Annotated in this window: 20 protein-coding genes; 12 read left to right on the top strand and 8 right to left on the bottom strand. The window is 63.1% G+C overall.

Going from position 1 to position 21,141, the window contains the following annotated elements:
- Positions 1 to 41: 41 nt before the first annotated feature.
- The 3 genes from CKO15_RS01855 to CKO15_RS01845 form a co-directional block, all read right to left on the bottom strand.
- Complete coding sequence (locus CKO15_RS01855; RefSeq protein WP_242464486.1) at positions 42 to 374, bottom strand: 4-(cytidine 5'-diphospho)-2-C-methyl-D-erythritol kinase; 333 nt, start codon at positions 372 to 374, stop codon at positions 42 to 44.
- Between the two features lie 74 nt (positions 375 to 448).
- Positions 449 to 1,177, bottom strand: coding sequence for a lipoprotein insertase outer membrane protein LolB (gene lolB, locus CKO15_RS01850; protein ID WP_200191934.1), 729 nt, complete (start codon positions 1,175 to 1,177; stop codon positions 449 to 451).
- Entirely contained in the window at positions 1,170 to 2,486 is a 1,317-nt protein-coding gene (locus CKO15_RS01845) for a tetratricopeptide repeat protein (protein WP_207123760.1), read from the bottom strand. Before CKO15_RS01845 ends, lolB begins: the two co-directional genes overlap by 8 nt.
- A 216-nt stretch (positions 2,487 to 2,702) precedes the next feature.
- On the opposite strand from CKO15_RS01845, the gene hemA reads away from it, so the two are divergent.
- Both hemA and prfA read left to right on the top strand, forming a co-directional pair.
- Positions 2,703 to 4,052, top strand: coding sequence for a glutamyl-tRNA reductase (hemA, locus tag CKO15_RS01840; RefSeq protein WP_200191930.1), 1,350 nt, complete (start codon positions 2,703 to 2,705; stop codon positions 4,050 to 4,052).
- Positions 3,973 to 5,070: a peptide chain release factor 1 gene (prfA, locus tag CKO15_RS01835; protein ID WP_200191928.1), complete on the top strand. Its 1,098-nt coding sequence runs from the start codon at positions 3,973 to 3,975 to the stop codon at positions 5,068 to 5,070. The genes hemA and prfA overlap by 80 nt, the downstream gene beginning before the upstream one ends.
- Before the next feature lie 180 nt (positions 5,071 to 5,250).
- Here the strand turns inward: prfA and dksA are convergent, their stop codons facing one another.
- Positions 5,251 to 5,685: an RNA polymerase-binding protein DksA gene (dksA, locus tag CKO15_RS01830; protein ID WP_200191926.1), complete on the bottom strand. Its 435-nt coding sequence runs from the start codon at positions 5,683 to 5,685 to the stop codon at positions 5,251 to 5,253.
- A 266-nt stretch (positions 5,686 to 5,951) separates the two neighbouring features.
- Here dksA and clpX point away from each other — a divergent pair, with 266 nt between their 5' ends.
- From clpX to CKO15_RS01805, 5 genes are all read left to right on the top strand, one after another.
- Positions 5,952 to 7,226, top strand: coding sequence for an ATP-dependent Clp protease ATP-binding subunit ClpX (clpX, locus tag CKO15_RS01825; RefSeq protein WP_200191924.1), 1,275 nt, complete (start codon positions 5,952 to 5,954; stop codon positions 7,224 to 7,226).
- A gap of 196 nt (positions 7,227 to 7,422) precedes the next feature.
- Positions 7,423 to 8,538, top strand: coding sequence for a 3-deoxy-7-phosphoheptulonate synthase (locus CKO15_RS01820; protein WP_200191922.1), 1,116 nt, complete (start codon positions 7,423 to 7,425; stop codon positions 8,536 to 8,538).
- Positions 8,539 to 8,649: 111 nt separating this feature from the next.
- On the top strand, positions 8,650 to 8,907 hold the full coding sequence (locus tag CKO15_RS01815; protein WP_242464485.1) for a Trm112 family protein: 258 nt from the start codon (positions 8,650 to 8,652) through the stop codon (positions 8,905 to 8,907).
- Positions 8,908 to 8,914: 7 nt separating this feature from the next.
- Positions 8,915 to 9,883 (top strand): peptide chain release factor N(5)-glutamine methyltransferase, encoded by a 969-nt coding sequence (gene prmC, locus CKO15_RS01810; protein WP_338035976.1) that lies wholly within the window; start codon positions 8,915 to 8,917, stop codon positions 9,881 to 9,883.
- A complete protein-coding gene (locus CKO15_RS01805) occupies positions 9,880 to 10,650 on the top strand; it encodes a molybdopterin-synthase adenylyltransferase MoeB (protein ID WP_200191918.1) in 771 nt (256 codons plus the stop codon). The genes prmC and CKO15_RS01805 overlap by 4 nt, the downstream gene beginning before the upstream one ends.
- An 86-nt stretch (positions 10,651 to 10,736) precedes the next feature.
- On the opposite strand, the gene hslO is transcribed toward CKO15_RS01805, so the two are convergent.
- The 4 genes from hslO to gatC all read right to left on the bottom strand — a co-directional run bounded on the left by hslO (position 10,737) and on the right by gatC (position 14,972).
- On the bottom strand, positions 10,737 to 11,645 hold the full coding sequence (hslO, locus tag CKO15_RS01800) for an Hsp33 family molecular chaperone HslO (RefSeq protein WP_200191916.1): 909 nt from the start codon (positions 11,643 to 11,645) through the stop codon (positions 10,737 to 10,739).
- A complete protein-coding gene (gene gatB / locus CKO15_RS01795; RefSeq protein ID WP_200191914.1) occupies positions 11,642 to 13,081 on the bottom strand; it encodes an Asp-tRNA(Asn)/Glu-tRNA(Gln) amidotransferase subunit GatB in 1,440 nt (479 codons plus the stop codon). The genes hslO and gatB overlap by 4 nt, the downstream gene beginning before the upstream one ends.
- 106 nt (positions 13,082 to 13,187) lie before the next feature.
- Positions 13,188 to 14,642 (bottom strand): Asp-tRNA(Asn)/Glu-tRNA(Gln) amidotransferase subunit GatA, encoded by a 1,455-nt coding sequence (gene gatA / locus CKO15_RS01790; RefSeq protein ID WP_200191912.1) that lies wholly within the window; start codon positions 14,640 to 14,642, stop codon positions 13,188 to 13,190.
- A 42-nt stretch (positions 14,643 to 14,684) separates the two neighbouring features.
- A complete protein-coding gene (gatC, locus tag CKO15_RS01785; RefSeq protein WP_200191910.1) occupies positions 14,685 to 14,972 on the bottom strand; it encodes an Asp-tRNA(Asn)/Glu-tRNA(Gln) amidotransferase subunit GatC in 288 nt (95 codons plus the stop codon).
- A 168-nt stretch (positions 14,973 to 15,140) separates the two neighbouring features.
- Between gatC and CKO15_RS01780 the strand changes: the two genes are divergently transcribed.
- From CKO15_RS01780 to rodA, 5 genes are all read left to right on the top strand, one after another.
- Positions 15,141 to 16,184, top strand: a complete 1,044-nt coding sequence (locus CKO15_RS01780) for a rod shape-determining protein (RefSeq protein WP_200191908.1) — start codon at positions 15,141 to 15,143, stop codon at positions 16,182 to 16,184.
- A gap of 336 nt (positions 16,185 to 16,520) precedes the next feature.
- The gene (gene mreC, locus CKO15_RS01775; RefSeq protein WP_200191952.1) at positions 16,521 to 17,477 is read left to right on the top strand and encodes a rod shape-determining protein MreC; all 957 of its coding nucleotides are present in this window, start codon (positions 16,521 to 16,523) and stop codon (positions 17,475 to 17,477) included.
- Positions 17,474 to 17,986: a rod shape-determining protein MreD gene (gene mreD, locus CKO15_RS01770; protein WP_200191906.1), complete on the top strand. Its 513-nt coding sequence runs from the start codon at positions 17,474 to 17,476 to the stop codon at positions 17,984 to 17,986. The genes mreC and mreD overlap by 4 nt, the downstream gene beginning before the upstream one ends.
- A gap of 60 nt (positions 17,987 to 18,046) precedes the next feature.
- A complete protein-coding gene (gene mrdA / locus CKO15_RS01765) occupies positions 18,047 to 19,981 on the top strand; it encodes a penicillin-binding protein 2 (protein WP_338035975.1) in 1,935 nt (644 codons plus the stop codon).
- On the top strand, positions 19,978 to 21,108 hold the full coding sequence (rodA, locus tag CKO15_RS01760) for a rod shape-determining protein RodA (protein WP_200191904.1): 1,131 nt from the start codon (positions 19,978 to 19,980) through the stop codon (positions 21,106 to 21,108). The genes mrdA and rodA overlap by 4 nt, the downstream gene beginning before the upstream one ends.
- Positions 21,109 to 21,141 lie beyond the last annotated feature (33 nt).

Here is a 21,141-nt window from a genome sequence, read left to right as displayed (position 1 = left end):
CCATCCCTCCTGCTGCAGCTCCGGGGCCCCGACCATCCGGGTCACGTGAAGCACTCGCCCGCCCATTCATTCGCCACGGCCCGCCTCGAGCTGCCACCCTCCGCTGCGGGTGCCTCGCCTCCCGGCAGGGTCGCCTGCAGGGCTCGTGCGGCACGCACAGTTAGGTCATCGGCGGGCGCCACTCCCGGCAGCTCGTAGTGACGCACCACTTGCCCGTCCCGGCGCGGGCGCAGCCAGACCTCATCACCAAAATCGAGCAACTGAAAGGCGGTCTGCAACTCGTGGTAGCCGTCCGCGCGCCGCCCGCGAATGTGCAAAAAGAGATTGACCTTGGCTGGCGCCGTCCAGCGTGTCCACTCGTCGCTCGGTTGCATCACCCCATCCATCCCTCCTGCTGCAGCTCCGGGGCCCCGACCATCCGGGTCACGTGAAGCACTCGCCCGCCCATTCATTCGCCACGGCCCGCCTCGAGCTGCCAACCAGAGAGCGCCACCCGCAGCTGTTTGCTGCCCTTCTGCAGATCGATCCGTGCCGGCAGACTGACCCCATCGACTTGCGCCCAACCACGATACTCGACCCGCCAACCGTCCTCGATCAGCAAACTGGGCCGCCCCTGCGTATCAAGATCGAGCCGCTCAAGCTCTAGGCCCTCACTCTCCACCCCAAGGATCCAGTAGCGTAGCGCCGAGACCGGCAAGGCATACCCGGCATGGCGAGCAACCAAGGTCTCGGGATCAGGCGCCCAGAAGGTCTGCCCGGAGCCGTCATCCAAGACGACCGCCCCAGGGTGACCGCTGACCCGCACCGCACCCGCCCCGAAAGGCCCGGAGAGGCGAATATCAAACGTCTCATCGAGCTGTTGCCAACGCAAACCGAGCGTGGCGCCGTCGCCATTGGCACGCGCTGCCGCACGCCCCTGAACCGTCCAGTGGGTCAAGTCGGCACGCTCGGCGAGGAAATCGCGGTGAGCGCGCTCGCGCTCATCCGGATCGACCCACCAGGCGCAACCGCCGAGCGTGACGACACAACCGAACCACAACAGGAACCCGCCGGCCCGCAGCACCCGACGAGACCGCCAAAACCACGACCTGGAACGGCGGCACCCCCCTCTTACGCCACCCCGCTGACCAGCCAACCCGCGGCCCCACACGCTGCCATCCGCCCGCACATCACTCATCACCCGGATCCACCCCGTAGCGCTGCAACGTCTCCCTCAAAACCTGGTGCTCGGGATCCTCGGCGACCGCCTCGCGCCAGACCGCACGGGCGCGCTCACGCTCTCCCAGCTCCCACAGCACTTCGCCTAAGTGCGCCGCGATCTCAGCGTCTTGCTCCTTCTCGAAGGCCCGCTCTAAATACTCCAAAGCGCGCTCCAGCTCTCCCATGCGATAGAGCACCCAGCCCTTGCTATCGAGGATAGCAGCACTCTCTGGGCGCCGCGCCAACGCCCTGCTGATCAGCTCGTAGGCCTCCTCAAGATCGCGCCCCTGATCAGCCAGCGTATAGCCAAGCGCATTCTGTGCATGCGGATCATGCGGCGCCTGCGCCAAGACCCGCCGAAAGTCGGCCTCGGCTCCTCGATCATCGCCAGCGGCAGCGCGCGCAATCCCCCGACCGTAGAGCAGATCGACGTGCTCGGGAGCCACCTTCAGAGCCTCTTCGAAGAGCTCCAGGGCCATCTGCACATCGCCTTGGCGCTGCAACAAAGAGCCCTTAAACAGGGCGATGCGCGGATAGAGCCGAGCGTCGGACTCCGCCAAGGTCAATGCCTGTGCCGCCGCGCTCAGCGCCCGCTGCGGCTCTCCGGCGCGCTCGGCACTCTGTGCCAGCACCCACTGCGCCTGTGCGATATCGGCATACTCAGCGGCCACCTCAGCCAAGGCTGCAAACGCAGCCGCCTCGTCGACGCCGTGATCGAGCAGGCGCAACAACTGCACAAAGGCATCGCCCGTTGAGCCGGGCCACCCCTCCACAAACCGCGCCCAATGCACCCGCCCTTGCTCCACCTCGCCACGCCGCAGTGCCAGCAATCCGAGCAACTGATGCGCCTCAATACGCTCCGGGGCGAGCTCGCTCCAGCGCTGCGCAGCCGCCTCGGCCCGCTCGTCGTCTTGCAGCAGCACCGCCAGCTGCACGGCGCGCTCGACCACCAGCGGGTCACGCGTCAAACGCATGGCTTGGCTATAGTGAACCAGCGCCTGCTCCGGCTGTTCGCGCTGCAGCGCCACACCGGCAATCAACAGGTGGCGAATCGCGGCCGTTCGCGGATCGATCTGCCACTCCGGCGGCTCAATCTGCGCCGCCTCTTGCTTTGGCTCCGGCGGCGACTCCCTGAACAGCGCACAACCACTCAGCAGAGCAACCGTGCCGACCAGGACCGGGACCAGAAACAATCGCCCCCAGCCCGAGGCCGACCACCGGGGCCACAAGCGCCGCCGAGAGCGAACCTGAGACATCGCCATAGAGACCGCCACAGCCATTACCATAGGGCGAGCACCTGGCACGGCCCCGCGACCGATCCGCGAATGCACCGGCCGCGCATCGGGGCGGCAAATTGGCGCAGTTTCCGGCGCCGCCGACAACCTAGTGTGAGATCGGGCATTTTTTTGCGGAAGCGGTACTTTACCAGGGCCGTCGCCTTTCGTGACAATACGCGGTAGAGTCTTGATGGTGCCCTAAACAAGCGGACGGACGCTAGCCCTATGCCACTTTTTGCGATTGGATTGAACCACGAGAGTGCGCCCGTTGCGGTCCGCGAGAGTCTTGCGTTCAATGCCGAGACCTTGCACGACGCGCTGCAGGCAGCGAAGACGGAGACCGGCGCTGAGGAGATCGCGATCCTCTCGACCTGCAACCGTACCGAGGTCTACGTGCGTCTATCGCACACCGACCCCGAGGTTGTCATCGGCTGGCTGGCCCGTCACCAGCGCGTCGACCTGCGCAAGATTCGCCCGCACCTTTACGTGCGCCGCAGCACCGAAGCGATGCGCCACCTGATGCGTGTCTCCGCTGGCCTCGACTCGCTCGTGCTCGGCGAGCCGCAGATCCTTGGCCAAGTCAAAGATGCCTATCAGAAGGCCTCTACGGCCGGCAGCCTCGGGGCCGTACTGGATCGCCTCTTTCAGCACGCCTTCGCGGTAGCCAAGCAGGTGCGCACCGACACCGACATCGGCTCGAACCCGATCTCGGTGGCTTTCGCGGCGGTCACCATGGCCAAGCAGATCTTCGACGACTTTCCCAAGCGCACCGCGATGCTTATCGGCGCTGGCGAGACTATCGAGCTGGTCGCCCGCCACCTGTCACAGAACGGGATCGGCCGAGTCTTGGTCGCCAACCGCAACGTCGAACGGGCCAAGCGCCTAGCCGAAGCTCACGAAGGCGAGGCGATGGGCCTTAGCGATCTATCGCGACGGCTGGGCGAGGCCGATATCGTGGTCGCCTCAACCGGCAGCCCGCTGCCTATCTTAGGCAAAGGCACCGTCGAGCGGGCGATTCGTCAGCGCCGCCACCGCCCGATGTTCATGCTTGATCTGGCCGTCCCCCGCGACATTGAGCCAGAGGCAGGCGAGATGGACGACGTCTACCTCTACACGGTCGACGACCTTCGCGAGGTCGTCGCTGAAAACATGCGCTCGCGCCGCGAGGCTGCCCAACAAGCCGAGGCCATTGTCGAGCGCCAGGTCGGGCACTACCTGCAGTGGCGGCGCGCCCGCGATGCTGGCGAGGCCATTCGCACCTTCCGCGAGCGCGCCCGCAGCTACGCCCGGGCGTCACGCGCACAGGCGGCTCGCCGTCTGCAGCGCGGCGACGATCCGCAGGAGGTTATCGAGTGGCTGACACACACGCTAACCCGTCGGCTCATCCACGCCCCGACGGTCGGACTGCGTGCAGCCGCCGCCACAGGGGAGCGTACGCGCATTCAACACGCCCTACAGACATTAGCCATTGATCAACAAGTTGTAGAGAGGTCCGGTGAAAGCGACGATTCGAGACAAACTGGAGCGGATGGCGGAGAGGCACGAGGAGATTGGCGCGCAGCTAGCGGAGCCTGACGTCGCCGCCGATCCTCGGCGCTTTGCCGAACTCTCTCGGGAGTACGCCCGACTCGAACCGGTCGTCCGGGACCTGCAAGCCTACCGCCGAGCAGTCGACACGGTCGACGGCGCGGAGGCCATGTGCGAGGACAGCGACCCAGAGATTCGGGCCCTGGCCCAGGAGGAGTTGACGAACACGCGCTCGACCCTGGAACAGATCGAGCAACGCCTGCAGCACCACTTGGTGCCGCAAGATCCGAACGATGACCGCAACGTCTTCCTGGAGGTACGTGCCGGCACCGGCGGAGATGAGGCCGCGCTCTTTGCCGGGGATCTATTCCGGATGTACACCCGATACGCCGAACAACAGAATTGGCAAACCGAGGTCCTCTCCGCGCGTGAGGGCGAGCACGGCGGCTACCGCGAGATCATCGCTCGCATCAACGGTCGTGGCGTCTACTCACGCCTGAAGTTCGAGTCGGGCGCACACCGTGTACAGCGTGTCCCAGTCACTGAATCGCAAGGTCGGATCCACACCTCGGCCTGCACCGTGGCCATCCTTCCGGAGATCGCCGAAGTCGATGCCATCGAAATCGACACCAACGAGCTGCGCATCGACACCTTCCGCTCCTCGGGAGCCGGCGGGCAGCACGTCAACACGACCGACTCGGCGATCCGCATCACCCACCTACCGACCGGCGTCGTAGTCGAGTGTCAGGACGAGCGCTCTCAGCACAAAAACCGCGCCAAGGCCATGGCGTTGCTCCAGGCACGCCTGATCGAGCGTGAACGAGCCCAAGCGCAGGCCGAGCGCAGCGAGCAGCGCCGCCTGGCCGTCGGCTCCGGCGACCGCTCAGAGCGCATCCGTACCTATAACTTCCCACAGGGGCGTGTTACCGATCATCGCATCGGCTTAACCCTTTATAAACTCGAACAGACACTCAATGGCAGTCTCGATGAGCTCCTCGACGCGCTCGTCCAGGAGCATCACGCCGAGGTACTCGCGCAACTAACAGAAGAGACGGAGAGCCGCTAAGGGTCACCAGGAGAGGGGGAGAGCCCCGGCGACCTGTTCAGCTTCAAGCCAGGCGGTCCCGGACGAGCCCACACAGGGAGAGGGAGAGTCTTTTCGCAGGAGGAGCGGAGAGCCTACGGGGGCAGCGCGGCACTGAACAACCTCCGCGCGCGCCAGCCCCCCCCCCCGCGCTGAGACCTTTCAGGCGACCCGTTGGCGCTCGCGGATCTCTTCCAGCGACTTACAATCGATGCAGAGCGTCGCGGTCGGACGCGCCTCCAGGCGGCGCAACCCAATCTCGATACCACACTGCTCGCAGAAGCCGTAGTCGCCTTTGCGGATACGGCCGAGCGCCTGGTCGATCTTGCGAATCAGCTTGCGCTCGCGGTCGCGGGCGCGCAACTCTAAAGCAAACTCCTCCTCCTGGGTCGCGCGATCGGAGGGGTCGGCGTGATTATTGGCGTCGTCGCGCATATGGTGCACGGTCCGCTCAACCTCCTCCTGCAGCTCTCGCTTCCAAGCCTCAAGCAACAGGCGAAAGTGCTCAAGCTGCTCATCGCTCATGTACTCTTCATCGGCCGCGGCCTCATACGGCTCAAAACCGCGCACCGGTATTGTGTGCCTACTGGACGCCATACCGCTTCCTCCTGCTGCTGCTGATCGCAAGCGAGTCTCAGGCTCAGGGTGCACAAGACCTTACATCGAGGTCTCATTTTCAGACACAAACTACTCTATGGCTCTTCTTCGCAGAACGCAATAACTCGGTGAACTACAGGCCACTCACCCCACTCTTCCACCCGCGAACGAAGCGCCGCGCCGCGCTATCGATGCGCTTATCCCTCAAGCTTTGGGGCAAGCTGCCGCTTACAGAGGAAGTCCACCAGGATCTGTGGAGTCGAACAATGCGCGGACCAACCTATGGTGAGGCGTGGCGCAACGGTCTGCCCGCCCTAGATGAGCCCGAACTGCGACCGGAAATCGAGCGCGAGCGCCGCTGCTCTTTCTGTGCTCGAGAGGAGAGCGTTGCCGGAGCGCTCATCGGCGGGGAGCAGGCCTATATCTGCGAGGCGTGCCTGGAGGCTTGCAACGAGGTCCTTGAGGTCGACCGCCGACGCCGCCAGGAGCGTATTTTGGCCACGTTACCGGCCCCCCGGGCGCTGCGACGCCACTTGGATCACTACGTGATCGGCCAAGAGCGGGCGAAAATGGTGCTCGCTGTGGCGATCTACAACCACTACAAGCGTCTCGTCTGGGCCGCCCGGGGCAGTGACGTGGAGCTGGGCAAGAGCAACATCTTGCTGGTCGGGCCGAGTGGCTCGGGCAAAAGCTATTTAGCCGAGTGTTTGGCCCGCGCAGTCGAGGTTCCATTTGCTGCGGTCGATGCTACGCGCCTGACCGCCTCCGGATACGCCGGCGAAGACGCAGATAGCGTCATTGCCCGCTTGCTTGCGGTCTGTGACTACGACCCAGAGCGCGCCTCTCGCGGCATTATCTATATCGACGAGATCGACAAGCTGGCCGTACGCGCTGAGAGCGCCACGGTTCGCGACGTTGCCGGAGAGGGCACGCAGCAGGCACTGCTGAAACTGCTCGAAGGGCGCACTGTAAGCCTTGCCGTACCGGGCCGCAAAGGCCGGGAAGTGCGGGTCGATACGCGCGATGTGCTGTTTATCTGCGGCGGCGCCTTCGAGGCGCTGCGACAACAGCGCGCGAACCGGGCAGCGGGGCGCGGCGTCGGTTTCGCCGCACACCTGGACGGCGGTGTGGGACCGCTACGACCCGGCTCGGTGGAGCTGCAAGAGTACGGGCTGCTGCCCGAATTGGTTGGTCGACTCCCCATCGTCGAAGAGTTGGCCGAACTCGGCGAGGACGAGTTGGTGCGGGTGTTAACCGAGCCGCGCAACGCCCCAGTCAGGCAGTACCAGGCGTTACTCGCCCGTGATGGCTGCGAGCTTCAGTTCACGCCCGGTGCACTGCGCGCTATCGCGCGTCGGGCCTACGCGCGCGGAACCGGGGCACGCGGCTTACGGGCCATCTTGGAAGGGATTTTGCTTGAGCCGATGTTTGCCGTGCCGGCCGCCAACGGTGGCGTGGAGCGTTTAATCGTCGACGAAGAGACGGTGGCAGGGGATTCGCCGATCTATGAGCTGATCGGCGAGCGCCGACACGCGGGCTAAGGTCCGCAGACCACCTGGAACCTGGCACCTGGCACCTGGCACCTGGCACCTGGCACCTGGCACGGACGCCCCCGATAACGCCAGCACTGCGGCGCGCTCAGCCTGGGCGCTTGAATCGGCCCCTTACCGCTCAGTACCATTGGCGGGTTAGCCTGTCACTTTACTTCTCTTTGCAGAGCCGCAACTCAGGATCCCTATGTCAACGAACAACGATCACGTGAACGACGTCAACGTAGTCGCCGGTGAGCGCCTACCCTCCCCTGCCGAAATCAAACAGCAAGTGCCGCTGACGGAGAAGGCGCGGCGTGTCGTGCTAGATAGCCGTGAAACACTGCGCAACATCCTTGACGGGAGGGATCAACGAATCTTTGCCGTCGTCGGCCCCTGCTCAATTCACGACCCCCAAGCCGCCCTCGACTACGCGCGCCGGCTCAAGGCCCTGCACGACGAGCTCAGTGACAGCATCTATCTGGTCATGCGGGTCTACTTCGAGAAGCCGCGCACCACGGTTGGCTGGAAGGGCTTGGTCAACGATCCGAACATGGACGACTCCTTCCGTATCGACAAGGGGCTGCGGATGGCGCGCGAGCTCTTGGCCGAGATCACCGAGATCGGGTTACCGACGGCCACCGAGGCGCTCGACCCGATCGCCCCGCAGTATTACGGCGATCTGGTCTCCTGGACGGCGATCGGTGCTCGCACCACCGAGTCACAGACGCACCGCGAACTCGCCAGCGGACTATCGACCCCCGTCGGCTTCAAAAACGCAACCGACGGCAGTCAAGAGGTCGCCATCAACGCCTTGCAATCGGCCTCGGCGCCGCACAGTTTCCTCGGCATTGATCAAGAGGGACGCATTACGATCATGCGCACCCGCGGCAATCAGTACGGCCATGTCGTTCTGCGCGGCGGTCAGCAGCCCAACTACGACACCGTCAGCATACGCCTGTGCGAGCAAGCCCTCGTCAAGGTCGGGATGCCGCCGCGCCTGGTGATCGACTGCAGCCACGCCAATTCAAACAAAGACCCGAGCCTGCAGACGACCGTTTTAGAGGACGTCGTGCACCAAATTGGCAACGGCAACCAGTCGATCCTCGGCGTCATGCTGGAGAGCAACATTGGCTGGGGCAACCAGAAGCTGACCGGAGATTTGGACGCGCTCGAGTACGGCGTCTCCATCACTGACGCCTGTATCGACTGGCCAACCACCGAAGCGGCACTACGCAGCGCAGCGGCCACACTCGCTGAGACGTTGCCGCAGCGAACCGTACTGGCCGCTAGCACCGAATCATCCGCCCGTGGCGTTGCTTAGCGCAACGCCACGCCACCTTCTCGACACGGCCTGGACTTAACTGTCTAACTGTCCATGCCCCCGGTGGTAAGAAGCGCGCGGACGCCGTATACTTGCGCGATGGATAAGAGGTTGCTAACGATACTCTGCTGCCCCGTCACCCGGCAGGGGCTCAAGCCGCTGCCGAGTGACGGCCTCGAGTCGCTTAACCGTGCGATTCGTCGCGGGGAACTCCGTTATATGGACGAAAGCGCGGTCGAGGAGGAACTCACGGAAGCGCTGATCACAGACAATGGTACGCGCATCTATCGTATCGACGACGGAATCCCCGTGATGCTTGAGGAACGCAGTATTTCCGGAGCGGCGCTTACGGAACGCGCTGTCCGCTAACGGGGCAGTGGGCGCCAACCTGTCAGATCTCCTACTGCAGCAGCCGCGCAGCGTCGCGGAGGCACTGCGCGAGGGCGCTCAGGCTCTCGCCGCAAGCTCCGAGTCGCCGCGCCTGGACGCCGAATTGCTCCTCTGCCAAGTGCTTGCCTCCCCACGCAGCGCTCTCTTCGCACATCCTGAGGCACCACTCGACGCCCTGTCCGTGCGGCGCTACTGCGCCTTGATCTCCCGGCGCCAGGCGCAAGAACCGCTCGCCTACCTGTGCGCAGAGCGCGAATTCTGGGGACTCAGGTTGGAGGTCACGCCCGCGGTCTTGATCCCCCGCCCCGAGACCGAACACCTTGTCGAGGCGGCCCTTGAGCGGTTACCAGCGCGCGCGACCACGCTCCCCCCTTACCGGGTGCTTGACCTCGGCACCGGCAGCGGCGCGATCGCCCTTGCGCTGGCTTACGAGCGCCCCCGGGCACAAATCATCGGTATTGATCGCAGCGCTGCGGCAATCACCATTGCCTTGCGTAATCGGGAACGTCACAGCCTGACTCAGGTATCGTTTCTGCAGGGCGACTGGGGCGACTGGGACAACTGGAACAGCTGGGGGAGCAATCTCACAGACCGCTACTACGATCTCATTGTCAGCAACCCTCCATACGTTGAGGCGAACGCTCCAGAGTGGAGCAGTGCCGCGCTCCACTGGGAGCCACGGGAGGCCTTAGTGGCCGGCCCCGACGGACTGGACGCAATCCGCTGTTTGATCCCGTGCGCTCAAGCTGCACTGCAGCCGGGCGGCTGGTTGTGCCTAGAACACGGCGCCCGCCAAGGCGCAGCAGTGCGCGAGCTGCTGCAGCGAGCCGGTTTGACCGCAGTCACAACCCGCCGCGACCTAGCCGGACTGGAGCGGGTGACCTGTGCGCAACGACCCTGCCGCAATCGCGCGCAGCCAGGAGAGCAAGAAAACGAGCGGAGTCCTACTGCGTGAACGATGAACAACTGCTGCGCTATAGTCGGCAAATCCTCTTGCCGCACATCGATCTTGCCGGGCAACAGCGCCTACTAGCGAGCAGCGCCCTGATTGTCGGCGCTGGCGGCCTCGGTTCGCCCGCTGCGCTCTATCTAGCGGGTGCCGGCGTAGGCCATCTCTATATCGCCGATGGGGACACGGTCGAGTTAGGCAATCTGCAACGGCAAATCGCTCACACCACCGAGCGCCTTGGCCAACCGAAAGCCCGCTCGGCACAGATCGCAGCCCAACAACTCAACCCGACGATCGCCGTCACCCCGCTGCCGGCCCTAACCGAGACGGCGACCATTGCTGAGCACGCCCGCACCGTCGACGTCGTCCTCGATTGCTCGGATAACTTTGCCACGCGCTTTGCTGTCAATGAGGCGTGCATCGCCTCGCGCCGCCCCCTGGTCAGCGCCGCAGTTCTGCGCTGGGAACTGCAGCTGACCACGATCCCCGCTGGCGGCTCACCGTGCTACCGCTGCCTCTTTGGCGCTGGGGCACGCAGCGATGAAAGCTGCAGCGACAGTGGCATCATCGCACCGTTGCCCGGGGTCGGCGGCAGTTTACAAGCGATTGAGGCGATCAAGGTATTAACCGGTGCGGGAGCGCCACTATACGGGCGGTTACTCACCATGGATGTGCTGCAACTGAGCGTGCGCACGATCCGCCTCCCGGCCGACCCGGAGTGTCCAGTCTGCGCGTCAGAACCACGCGCACGCGCCGGGATCGTCTCTGGATAAGCACCGATCCGCACCGATCCTAAGCCCACTCCACGGACGGCCGCCACCGCCCAGCCCACGGCTTGCCCTACGCCTGGCCCCGTGCTTCAGTGGTAGCGGGCACTGCCCGGCGCCGCGCCGCCCCCCTCGGCCAGGGCGTGTTTAACGTCGACTGGATCGTAGAGATAGGCGGCCCCACACAGCTCACAACGCACCTCGACCGCTCCACTCTCCTCAAGGAGGCGATCGATCTCACTGCGCTCAAGCCCACGGAGAATGGCTGCGATGCGATCGGCCGAGCAGCGACAACGGAAATAGAGCTCACGCGGCTCGAAGAGGCGCACGGCCTCTTGGTGGAAGAGCCGATGCAGCACCTCCTCCGCGCTGTGTTCCAGAAGTTCACGCTCGCCGAGAGTCGCTGCCAAGTGTCCGACACGCTCCCAGAGATCGGCGTCATGCACGGTGCGCTCGGCATCTCCGTGACCCCCCCGCTCTGCTGCCGGCATTCGCTGCAGCAGCATCCCGGCCGCTCGCGTCCCGTCGCTGCTCAAAAAGATCCGTGTTGGCAACTGCTCAGAGTCGCGAAAGTAGGTCTCAAGCGTCTCGGCCAAACCCCGCTCATCAACCCCCACCACACCCTGATAGCGCCGCCCCTCGTCCGGCTCGATCGTAATCACTAGGCGCGCATCGCTGCCGCAGAGTCGGTCGATCCCGCCTCGCTCGGGCGATCCGCGGTAGCGGGCCGTACCACGCATCGCTCCATCGCCATCGGCGTGGACCAGCAGCAACGAGACTGGGGCTTGCTCCGCGGCCTGGATCTGTACCGTCAGCTGCCCGCTCAGCTTGATCGTCGCCCGCATCAAGGCACAGGCAGCAAACGCCTCACCGAGCAGGCGGGCAACCGGCAGCGGATAGGCATGGTGCTGACAAGCCGCCTCAAGCACACGCTCAAGCCGCACCAGACCACCACGGACATCGGCATCGTCAAAGAGAAAACGCTGACAAAGATCGATCACGAGCCGTCCAACTTCTGTTTGAGCAAGTCGTTGACCTGCTGCGGATTGGCCTTACCCGCGGAGGCCTTCATCACCTGACCAACGAAGAAGCCAAACAGCTTCTCTTTACCGGCGCGATACTGCTCAATTTGCTGCGGATTATTGGTCAGAACCTCGTCGATCAGCGCCTCAATGGCACCGCTATCAGTGACCTGTTTCAATCCCTTCGCTGCAATGACTTCATCGGGCTCGCCGGCCCCGGCCCACATCGCTTCAAAGACATCTTTCGCACCCCGCCCCGAGATCGTCTCGTCTTCGATGCGCGCAACCAACTTGCCAAGCATCTCTGGGGTCACCGGGCAGGCTGCCAGCTCCAGGCCGTCCTTATTAAGATAGGCAAGAAGCTCGCTCATCACCCAATTCGCCGTGCGTTTGGCGTAACCACCGGATTCACTCACGGCCGACTCGAAAAAATCGGCCAATTCACGAGTTGCAGTCAACACGCCGGCATCATAGGCCGGCAAAGCGTACTCGGTGATGAAGCGTTGCCGCTTCTCATCGGGCAACTCGGGCAACGTCTCGCGCACCTGGTCGATCAGCCGCGCATCGACCTCGAGGGGCAATAGATCGGGTTCGGGGAAGTAGCGATAGTCGTTCGCCTCCTCCTTGGTCCGCATCGAGCGGGTAATCCCTTGATCGACATCGAACAGCCGTGTCTCCTGGACCACCTCTCCGCCACTCTCGATCAGATCGATCTGGCGCTCAATCTCGTAGTTCAGGGCGCGCTCAACAAAACGAAAAGAATTCAGATTTTTCAGCTCGGTGCGGGTGCCGAGACGTGTCTCACCACGGGGACGAACCGAGATATTGGCATCACAGCGGAAGGAACCCTCCTGCATATTGCCATCGCAAATCTCCAGATAGCGCACCAGGGCGTGCAACTTCTTCATGTACGCCACGGCCTCTTGCGGGGAGCGCATATCGGGCTCCGAGACGATCTCCATCAGCGGTGTCCCGGCACGGTTTAAATCGACCCCGGTCATGCCGTGAAAATCTTCGTGCAGCGACTTTCCAGCATCCTCCTCAAGGTGCGCGCGGGTGATGCCAATGCGCTTACTCCCCCCCCCTTCCAGCTCGATATCAAGCGCACCACCGTCGACCAGCGGCAGGTCGTACTGCGAGATCTGGTACCCCTTAGGAAGATCGGGATAGAAATAGTTTTTCCGGGCGAAGACGGAGCGCGGTGTGATCCGTGAACCCACCGCCAAACCGAATTTCACCGCCATACGCACGACCTCGGCGTTAAGCACCGGCAGCACTCCCGGCATACCGAGGTCGATCGGGCACGCTTGTCGATTCGGCTCAGCGCCATAGGCGGTTGCAGCACCTGAGAAGATCTTGCTCCGCGTGGCAAGCTGAACATGGATTTCAAGGCCGATGACGGTTTCCCACTGCATGGGCGATAGCGCTCCAGATCTTTATTTCAGACGGCAGGCAAAGGCGTAACGATAGAGTGAGGCCAGTCGGTTAAGACTGGCCGCGCTACCTTAGCGCGGCACACCTCTACTCGAACCCCTCCGGCACCTGTCGATGCCAATCGGTCACCTGTTGATACTTATGGGCCACGTTGAGCAGGCGCGCCTCCTCGAAGTAACCACCGATAAGCTGCAGACCAACCGGGCGCCCGCGCGAGAAGCCGGCGGGGATCGAGAGGCCAGGCAACCCCGCCAGATTAACCGCCAGCGTATAGATATCTGAGAGGTACATCTGCACGGGGTCGTCGACCCGCTCCCCGATATTGAAGGCCGGGGTCGGCGAAGTCGGACCGGCGATCACGTCGACCCGCTCCAGAACCCTTTGAAAATCTTCTGCAACCAACCGGCGGATCTGCTGCGCCTTGCGATAGTAAGCGTCGTAATAGCCAGCGGAAAGGGCGTAGGTCCCTACCAGCACCCGGCGCTTGACCTCCTCGCCAAACCCCTCCGCGCGCGTGCGTTTGTAGAGGTCCTCAAGCCCTTGCGGCTCGGCGCACCGATGGCCATAGCGCACCCCATCATAACGAGCCAGGTTAGAAGAGGCCTCGGCAGGGGCAATCACATAGTAGGCGGGCAGTGCCAACTCCATGTTAGGCAGCTCGACCTCATGCAACTCCGCCCCCTCGCCAGCGAGCACTTCGAGCGCCGCCTCGATCCGCGAGCGCACATCGTCAGCAAGCCCCGGACCGAAGAACTGCGTCGGCACCCCAACCCGCAACCCTTTGATAGAACGATTGAGCCCCTCAGTGTACTCCGGCACCACCCGGTCGACACTCGTCGAGTCGCGAGAGTCAAAACCCGCCATTGCGCCCAACAACAGTGCCAAATCCTCAGCCGTGCGCGCGATCGGCCCACCCTGATCAAGGCTTGAGGCAAAAGCAATCATGCCGTAGCGCGAGACTCGGCCGTAGGTCGGTTTCAACCCGCAAACGCCCGTCAAGGCAGCCGGCTGCCGGATCGAACCGCCCGTATCGGTCGCGGTTGCCGCCGGCACCAAGCACGCTGCCACCGCTGCCGCAGAGCCCCCAGACGACCCTCCAGGAACCGCATCCAAGTCCCAAGGATTGCGCACCGGCCCGAAATAGCTCGTCTCGTTCGACGAACCCATGGCGAACTCGTCCATGTTCGCCTTCCCAAGCATCACCGCACCGGCGGCCGCTAAGCGTTCAACGACAGTGGCATCATAAGGGGCGACAAACTCGGCGAGCATCCGCGAACCGCACGTCGTCGTCACCCCGGCGGTACAAAAGATATCCTTGTGGACCAGCGGCACTCCGGTCAGTGGCCCGCCATCGCCGGCTTGTAACCGCGCATCGGCGCGCTCAGCCGCGGCTAGGGCCTGTTCGCGAGTCACCGTAATCAGGCTGTTGAGCTGTGGATCGAGCTGCTCGATCCGCTGCAGCAACGCTTCAGTCAGCTCTCGGCTGCTGACCTCCCCGGCGCGTAGGGCCGCGGCGAGTTCGGCTACGGTCTTTCGGTGCATGGATGATCCGTTTCCCAAAGAATTAGCAAGATGAGGTGGTTGTTATTCGACGACGCGCGGAACCAGGTAGAGCCCGGCCTCTACAGCCGGCGCCCCCGCCTGATAGAGCTCGCGCTGATCTGGCTCGGTGACCTCATCGGGACGCAGGCGCTGGGTCGCATCCAGCGGATGCGCCAACGGCTCGACGCCAGTCGTATCGACAGCGCTCATTTGCTCGACAAAGCCCAAGATCTCGGAGAGGCTGCGGGCATACCCGGCAACCGCCTCCTCCTCGATCCCGATGCGTGCCAAGTGTGCGATCACCTTCACCTCAGCCGCCTCAATGGCCATGGACACGCTCTCCACAACTGATCTGATAGATACCAATCTGATAGATGCCAACCGACCCGCGCCCCCGGCACGAACCACCAGCGCATCAATCTACCACACCCCTCTCTTGCCCAAAACCCTTGGCACTGCTAGATTGGCGGACTTCGACTCTAATTCTAGGGCGCTGGCATGTTCAAAGGGATCCGCGGACTGTTCTCCAACGATCTATCGATCGATCTGGGCACGGCGAATACGCTTATCTACCTGCGCGGGCAGGGTATTGTCTTGAGCGAGCCTTCAGTCGTGGCTATTCAACAAGATCGCGACGGGGCGAGCAAACGGATTGCCGCGGTCGGCGCCGAGGCCAAGGCGATGCTCGGTCGCACGCCCGGTAACATACGGGCCATTCGGCCGCTCAAGGACGGCGTTATTGCCGACTTCACGGTCACCGAAAAGATGCTCCAGCACTTCATCAAGAAGGTGCATGAGGCGCGCTTTTTCAAACCGAGCCCGCGCGTCCTAGTCTGCGTACCGTGTGGCTCGACCCAAGTCGAACGGCGGGCGATCCGCGAATCGGCCGCAGGCGCGGGGGCTCGCGAGGTGCATCTGATCGAGGAGCCGATGGCGGCAGCCATCGGGGCCGATATGCCGGTCAGCGAGGCCAGCGGCTCTATGGTGGTCGATATCGGCGGCGGCACCTCGGAGGTCGCCGTTCTTTCGCTCAACGGCATCGTCTACTCAGCGTCAGTCCGCCTCGGCGGTGATCGCTTCGATGAGGCCATCGTCAACTACGTGCGCCGCAACTACGGCATCCTGATCGGTGAATCGACCGCCGAGCGCATCAAACACGAGATCGGTACCGCCTTTCCGGACACCGAGGTGCGGGAGATCGAGGTGCGGGGTCGCAACCTCGCACAGGGCGTCCCGCGCAGCTTCTCCCTCAACTCCAACGAAATCCTCGAAGCCCTGCAAGAGCCACTCTCCGGGATCGTCTCCGCCCTCAAGACCGCTCTGGAGCAGACCCCGCCCGAGCTCGGCGCTGACGTTGCCGAACGCGGCATCGTAATCACCGGCGGCGGCGCTCTACTGCGCAACCTCGAGCGACTCTTCATGGAGGAGACCGGCCTTCCGGTCGTCATCGCCGAAGAGCCGCTGACCTGTGTGGCCCGTGGCGGCGGACGGGCGCTTGAGATGATGGATGAGCGCGGCGCCGACCTGTTTGTCAGCGAATGAACGACTCCCGCAAAGCTACGCTATGGCGTGTGGTTTCGCGCTTCGACGGGTGTGCCGATTCATCGAGCGGATACCCCGGTCTTACCGCCCTCCACGTATCGGCCGGTTCTCGACCGGGTAGCGAACTTCCGCTTTCGATAATGACCACCTGCAAGATGCGCCGCTTCACCACCCCCCAAGCCGCTGTGCGGCTATAGGCGGAGCACTGCGGCGCGATTTGCTAGACTTCCCGTTCTTTCTGCACAAAGTTGCGTTAGACTACGCCTCTGTGCGTTGAGCGCTCGCAACCAGTGCCGGTAGCCATTTGTTTCTGGACACCGCGAGGCCCGGGATACCATTAAGCCCTTATTCCTACAGAAGCCGTCAGCAACAGCCCGACTTTTGCTACTGGTGACCGCATCGGTTCTGCTCATGACACTCGATCACCGTGAACACCTGATCGAACCGGTGCGCGAGACCCTGTCTGGAGCGGTCTATCCGCTGCGAGTGCTTGTTGACGCCCCCTTTACCATGGCCGAGCATGGATCGAACTGGTTGGCAACACGACAACAACTGCAGACTGAAAATCAGCAGCTGCACATTCAGCATCTCGAATACCAAGCGCGGTTGCAGCGCCTAGCAGCCCTGGAACGCGAGAACCAGCGCTTGCGTGAGCTGCTTGGCTCTTCGCGTCAGCTCGACACCGAGGCCACGATCGCAGAGCTGCTGCGAGTCGATCTCGATCCCCACTCACACCTCGTTGAGATTAATCGTGGGTCGCGGCGCGGTGTCTTCGCCGGACAGCCAGTGATCGACGCACACGGCATCGTCGGCCAAGTCGACCGCGTTGGCCCATTTTCGGCAACAGTCCGGCTCATCTCAGATGCCAGTCACGCCATCCCCGTCGAGGTCGACCGCAATGGTCTGCGCACGGTCGCTCGTGGCAGTGGCGATACGCAGCGACTGGAGCTAGCAAACGTGCCAACCAACGCTGATGTCCGCGAAGGTGATCTGCTCACAGCCTCCGGGCTTGGCGGCATCTTTCCACGCGGCTATCCGGTCGGCCACGTCTCCTCGGTGCACATCGAGCCGGGCGAACCCTTTGCACGTGTCTTTGCCGAGCCAGCAGCCCATCTTGACCGCAGCCGTAAGCTGCTATTGCTAACCTCCAACACGCTGGAGAGGGGGGGGGGCGTGCTCGGCAACACACCCCCTTGGCCAAGCATCCCGAACGCCGACGACAGCAAGTCCGCCTCCGGAAGCGAAACCGATCTCCAAGGCACCGACACACCGCGACAAAGGGGGGGCGAGTGACAGGCGATCGCCCACGACACGGCGGCGCGGTAATCTTGGTCAGTCTGATCATCGCCCTGATGTTGACCATCCTACCCGTTGCCCAGGCCGTCGAGGACTTACCACCCTGGCTCACCAATCTGCGTCCAGAGTGGACGGCACTGATCTTGCTCTACTGGAGCCTGAACCTGCCGGATCGAGTCGGCGTCGGTTGTGGTTGGCTGCTAGGGCTCTTTCAGGATGCGCTATTGGGAACACTACTGGGCCAACACGCCTTGGCCTTTGCGATCATCGCCTACCTAGCGGTGCGCCTGCATCAACACTTGCGCCTCGTCCCGCTCTGGCAGCAGGCCTTTTTCGTCTTCACGATGTTGCTGATTGCGCAGCTGATCGTATTCTGGGTCAACGGGCTGATCGGCCGCCCCTCACCGGATTGGCAGGCGTGGGCGGCTGTGCTCCTCGGCGCCCTCTTGTGGCCGGCGCTCTTTCACTTCATGAGCGCAATTAGACGCCGCTTCCAGGTGCAGTGACAGCGCCCTGTAGCCGCCGCCGCAACGCACGTCGGCCAGCCCAACCTCTGGGGAGAGCGAGTGAATAAACCGGCACCTATCCGTGATCAACGCCGCGATGCCCGCACCATCCGATCGCGGATTATCATTGCCGGGTTGCTCAGCGTCCTAGCCATTGCCATCCTACTCGCGCAGATGGTCCGCCTCCAGGTGGTTGAACACCAACACTACGCCACCCTCTCGCACGAGAACCGCGTCAAAGTCGCCCCCGTGCCACCCACCCGTGGACTGATCTACGATCGCAATGGTCGGATCCTGGCCGAAAACCGCCCCTCTTATCAGCTGGTCATCACCCCGGAGCGGGTGCCCGATCTCGACGCGACCCTGGCGGCGCTGCGCCAAGTCGTCGCCATCTCCGACTCCCAGCTAGAGCGATTCCAGCAACAATTACAACGCTCGCGGCACTTTGAGGAGATCCCGCTGCGCACCCAGCTCGATGAGAGCGAAGTGGCACGTCTCGCCGTTCACCGCCACCGCTTCCCCGGCATTGAAGTCAACGCCCGCCTGGTTCGGCACTACCCTGAGGGGACCTATTCCAGCCATGTCGTCGGCCACGTCGGCCACATCACCCGCGAGGAACAGCGTCGTATCGACCGCGCCGCCTACCGGGGCACCCAGCACATCGGCAAAAGCGGCATTGAGCTGGCCTTCGAAGCACTCTTACACGGCAAGGTCGGTTACGAACGGGTCGAGACCAACGCGCTCGGCCGGGTGCTTCGAACCCTAGAACGCCACCCCCCGCAACCGGGCCACGACCTGATTCTAACGCTCGATAGCCGCCTCCAGAGAGTCGCTGAACGCGCCCTTGGTGACAGTCGCGGTGCGGTGGTGGCCATTGAGCCAGCCTCCGGCGCCATCTTGGCCATGGCCAATCGGCCGAGTTACGACCCGAACATGTTCGTCGAAGGGATGAGCCGAGAGCGTTTCCGCGAACTGGAGGAGACCGGTTGGCAACCGCTCTACAATCGCGCTATCCGCGCCACCTATCCACCCGCTTCAACGATCAAACCGTTCGTCGGGCTGGCCGCTCTTGAGCACGGTGTAATCACCCCGGAGAAGACCATTCGCTGCGACGGCACCTACCGCATGGAGGGCCGAGAGCGCCCCTTTCGCTGCTGGCGCGAGCACGGCCACGGCGACGTCGACTACCATCGAGCCATTGCCGAATCGTGCAACGTCTATTTTTACGATACTGCCTTCAACCTGGGCATAGATCGCATGTCTACGTTCCTTGCACCGTTCGGCTTCGGCAAACCGCTGATGGCTGATCTTGAGGGCGAACGCAGCGGCATTCTACCCTCCCGCGAATGGAAGCGTGGCGCCATTGGTCAGGGCTGGTTTCATGGCGAGACCGTCATCACCGGCATCGGACTCGGCTATTTCAGTGCCACGCCATTGCAACTTGCCGCGGCCACAGCGACACTGGCCAATCGTGGCACGATCGTGCGGCCCTATCTCGTCGAGACGATTCGCGATGGCAGCAACGGCAGTGAATCAAGAATTGCTCAAACGACGCCACACAAACGCATTGAACTTAACGATTCAACTTACTGGGACGAGACGATTGAGGGCATGCGCCAGACGATTGCTCACCCACGCGGTACCGGTCGCCTTATCGGTCATGACCTGCCCTATTCCTTCGCCGGAAAGACCGGCACCGCGCAGGTTGCTGAGCGCGGCGACGAGGATCCCGTCGAGCACGAACAGCGCCCCGAGCATCTGCGCAATCACGCCCTCTTTATCGGCTTTGCCCCCATTGAGGAGCCTCAGATTGCAATTGCCGTTGTCGTCGAACATGGCGGCAGCGGTGCGGCAGCGGCCGCGCCCATTGCCCGGGCGGTGACCGATGCGTGGCTGCTCGGCGATTTAGACCAGCTCGAAAAATTGGAAGCAGGCCGCATTGATGCCAGCGCAGTCGAGCATGAAGGGGGCGCACCGCCCGGGAGCACACCATGAACCGCGTCGCCCTTTCTGACTCAGGCGGCACCAATATTCGCCTCTCTTTCCTGCAAGCGCGCCTGCACTTGGACGGTGTACTACTGACTGCGCTGATTGCACTGGCCATCTTTGGCGTTGCGGTACTCTACAGCGCCTTTGGCCAAGACTGGGCACAAACACAGCAACAGATCATCCGGGTCTCGATCGGCTTCGCCGCCCTCTTCGTCTTTGCTCAAATCCCTCCACGCACCCTGCGCCGCTGGGCCCCCTGGATCTTCACCCTGGGCATGGTACTGCTACTGATTGTCATTGCCAAAGGCGTTATCGGACAAGGGGCGCAGCGCTGGCTGGACCTTGGCTTCTTCCGTTTTCAACCGGCCGAGTTGATGAAACTCGCCTTGCCTTTGGTCGTAGCCTGGCTGCTGGCCGACGCCGATGTTCCACCGCGGGCAACACGCACACTGTTAGCCCTCGCTCTAATCCTGGTGCCGACGACCCTGATCGCCATGCAGCCCGACCTCGGCACCGCTGTGCTGGTCGCCGCAGCGGGCTTCTTTGTGCTCTTCCTGGCCGGGATCGGCCTGCGCTGGATCGCCGGTGGCGCGGTCTTGCTCGGCATTACCGCGCCGTTGCTCTGGTTTTTCGCGATGCACGACTATCAACGCGCGCGCGTGCTGACCTTTATCAACCCTGAAAGCGATCCACTCGGTGCCGGCTACCACATCATCCAATCGAAGATCGCTATCGGCTCAGGGGGATTGTTCGGTAAAGGTTGGCTAAACGGCACCCAGGCGCAGTTAGAGTTTATCCCCGAGCGCCATACCGATTTTGTACTCGCAGTCGTCGCCGAAGAGTTCGGGCTGATCGGGGTCGCGCAACTCCTCGCTGTCTATTTGGTCGTAGTCGGTCGCGGACTGTATATCGCTGCGGTGGCACAGGATAATTTTTGCCGACTGCTGGCCGGCACCATCTCGCTGACCTTTTTTATCTACGTCTTGGTCAACGCGGGGATGGTCTCCGGCCTGCTGCCGGTCGTCGGCCTCCCGCTGCCGCTGATCAGCTTTGGCGGCTCTTCGCTGGTGACCATCATGGCTGCATTCGGTATTCTCATGGCGATACACACCCATAGGCGCCTTTGGGCTTAGGTTTTAGCTTTAGCTGCGGAGTCTGCAAACAGT

This window comes from Halorhodospira abdelmalekii (genome assembly GCF_016583625.1).
In the GTDB taxonomy this organism is placed as follows: domain Bacteria; phylum Pseudomonadota; class Gammaproteobacteria; order Nitrococcales; family Halorhodospiraceae; genus Halorhodospira; species Halorhodospira abdelmalekii.
This window is presented reverse-complemented; position numbering and strand designations above follow the sequence as displayed.

Coding starts and splice junctions, on each gene's coding strand:
- CKO15_RS01855 (WP_242464486.1), bottom strand. CDS start 374: ATGCAACCGAGCGACGAGTGGACACGCTGGACGGCGCCAGCCAAGGTC.
- lolB (WP_200191934.1), bottom strand. CDS start 1,177: ATGAGTGATGTGCGGGCGGATGGCAGCGTGTGGGGCCGCGGGTTGGCT.
- CKO15_RS01845 (WP_207123760.1), bottom strand. CDS start 2,486: ATGGTAATGGCTGTGGCGGTCTCTATGGCGATGTCTCAGGTTCGCTCT.
- hemA (WP_200191930.1), top strand. CDS start 2,703: ATGCCACTTTTTGCGATTGGATTGAACCACGAGAGTGCGCCCGTTGCG.
- dksA (WP_200191926.1), bottom strand. CDS start 5,685: ATGGCGTCCAGTAGGCACACAATACCGGTGCGCGGTTTTGAGCCGTAT.
- clpX (WP_200191924.1), top strand. CDS start 5,952: ATGCGCGGACCAACCTATGGTGAGGCGTGGCGCAACGGTCTGCCCGCC.
- CKO15_RS01820 (WP_200191922.1), top strand. CDS start 7,423: ATGTCAACGAACAACGATCACGTGAACGACGTCAACGTAGTCGCCGGT.
- gatB (WP_200191914.1), bottom strand. CDS start 13,081: ATGCAGTGGGAAACCGTCATCGGCCTTGAAATCCATGTTCAGCTTGCC.
- gatA (WP_200191912.1), bottom strand. CDS start 14,642: ATGCACCGAAAGACCGTAGCCGAACTCGCCGCGGCCCTACGCGCCGGG.
- gatC (WP_200191910.1), bottom strand. CDS start 14,972: ATGGCCATTGAGGCGGCTGAGGTGAAGGTGATCGCACACTTGGCACGC.
- CKO15_RS01780 (WP_200191908.1), top strand. CDS start 15,141: ATGTTCAAAGGGATCCGCGGACTGTTCTCCAACGATCTATCGATCGAT.
- rodA (WP_200191904.1), top strand. CDS start 19,978: ATGAACCGCGTCGCCCTTTCTGACTCAGGCGGCACCAATATTCGCCTC.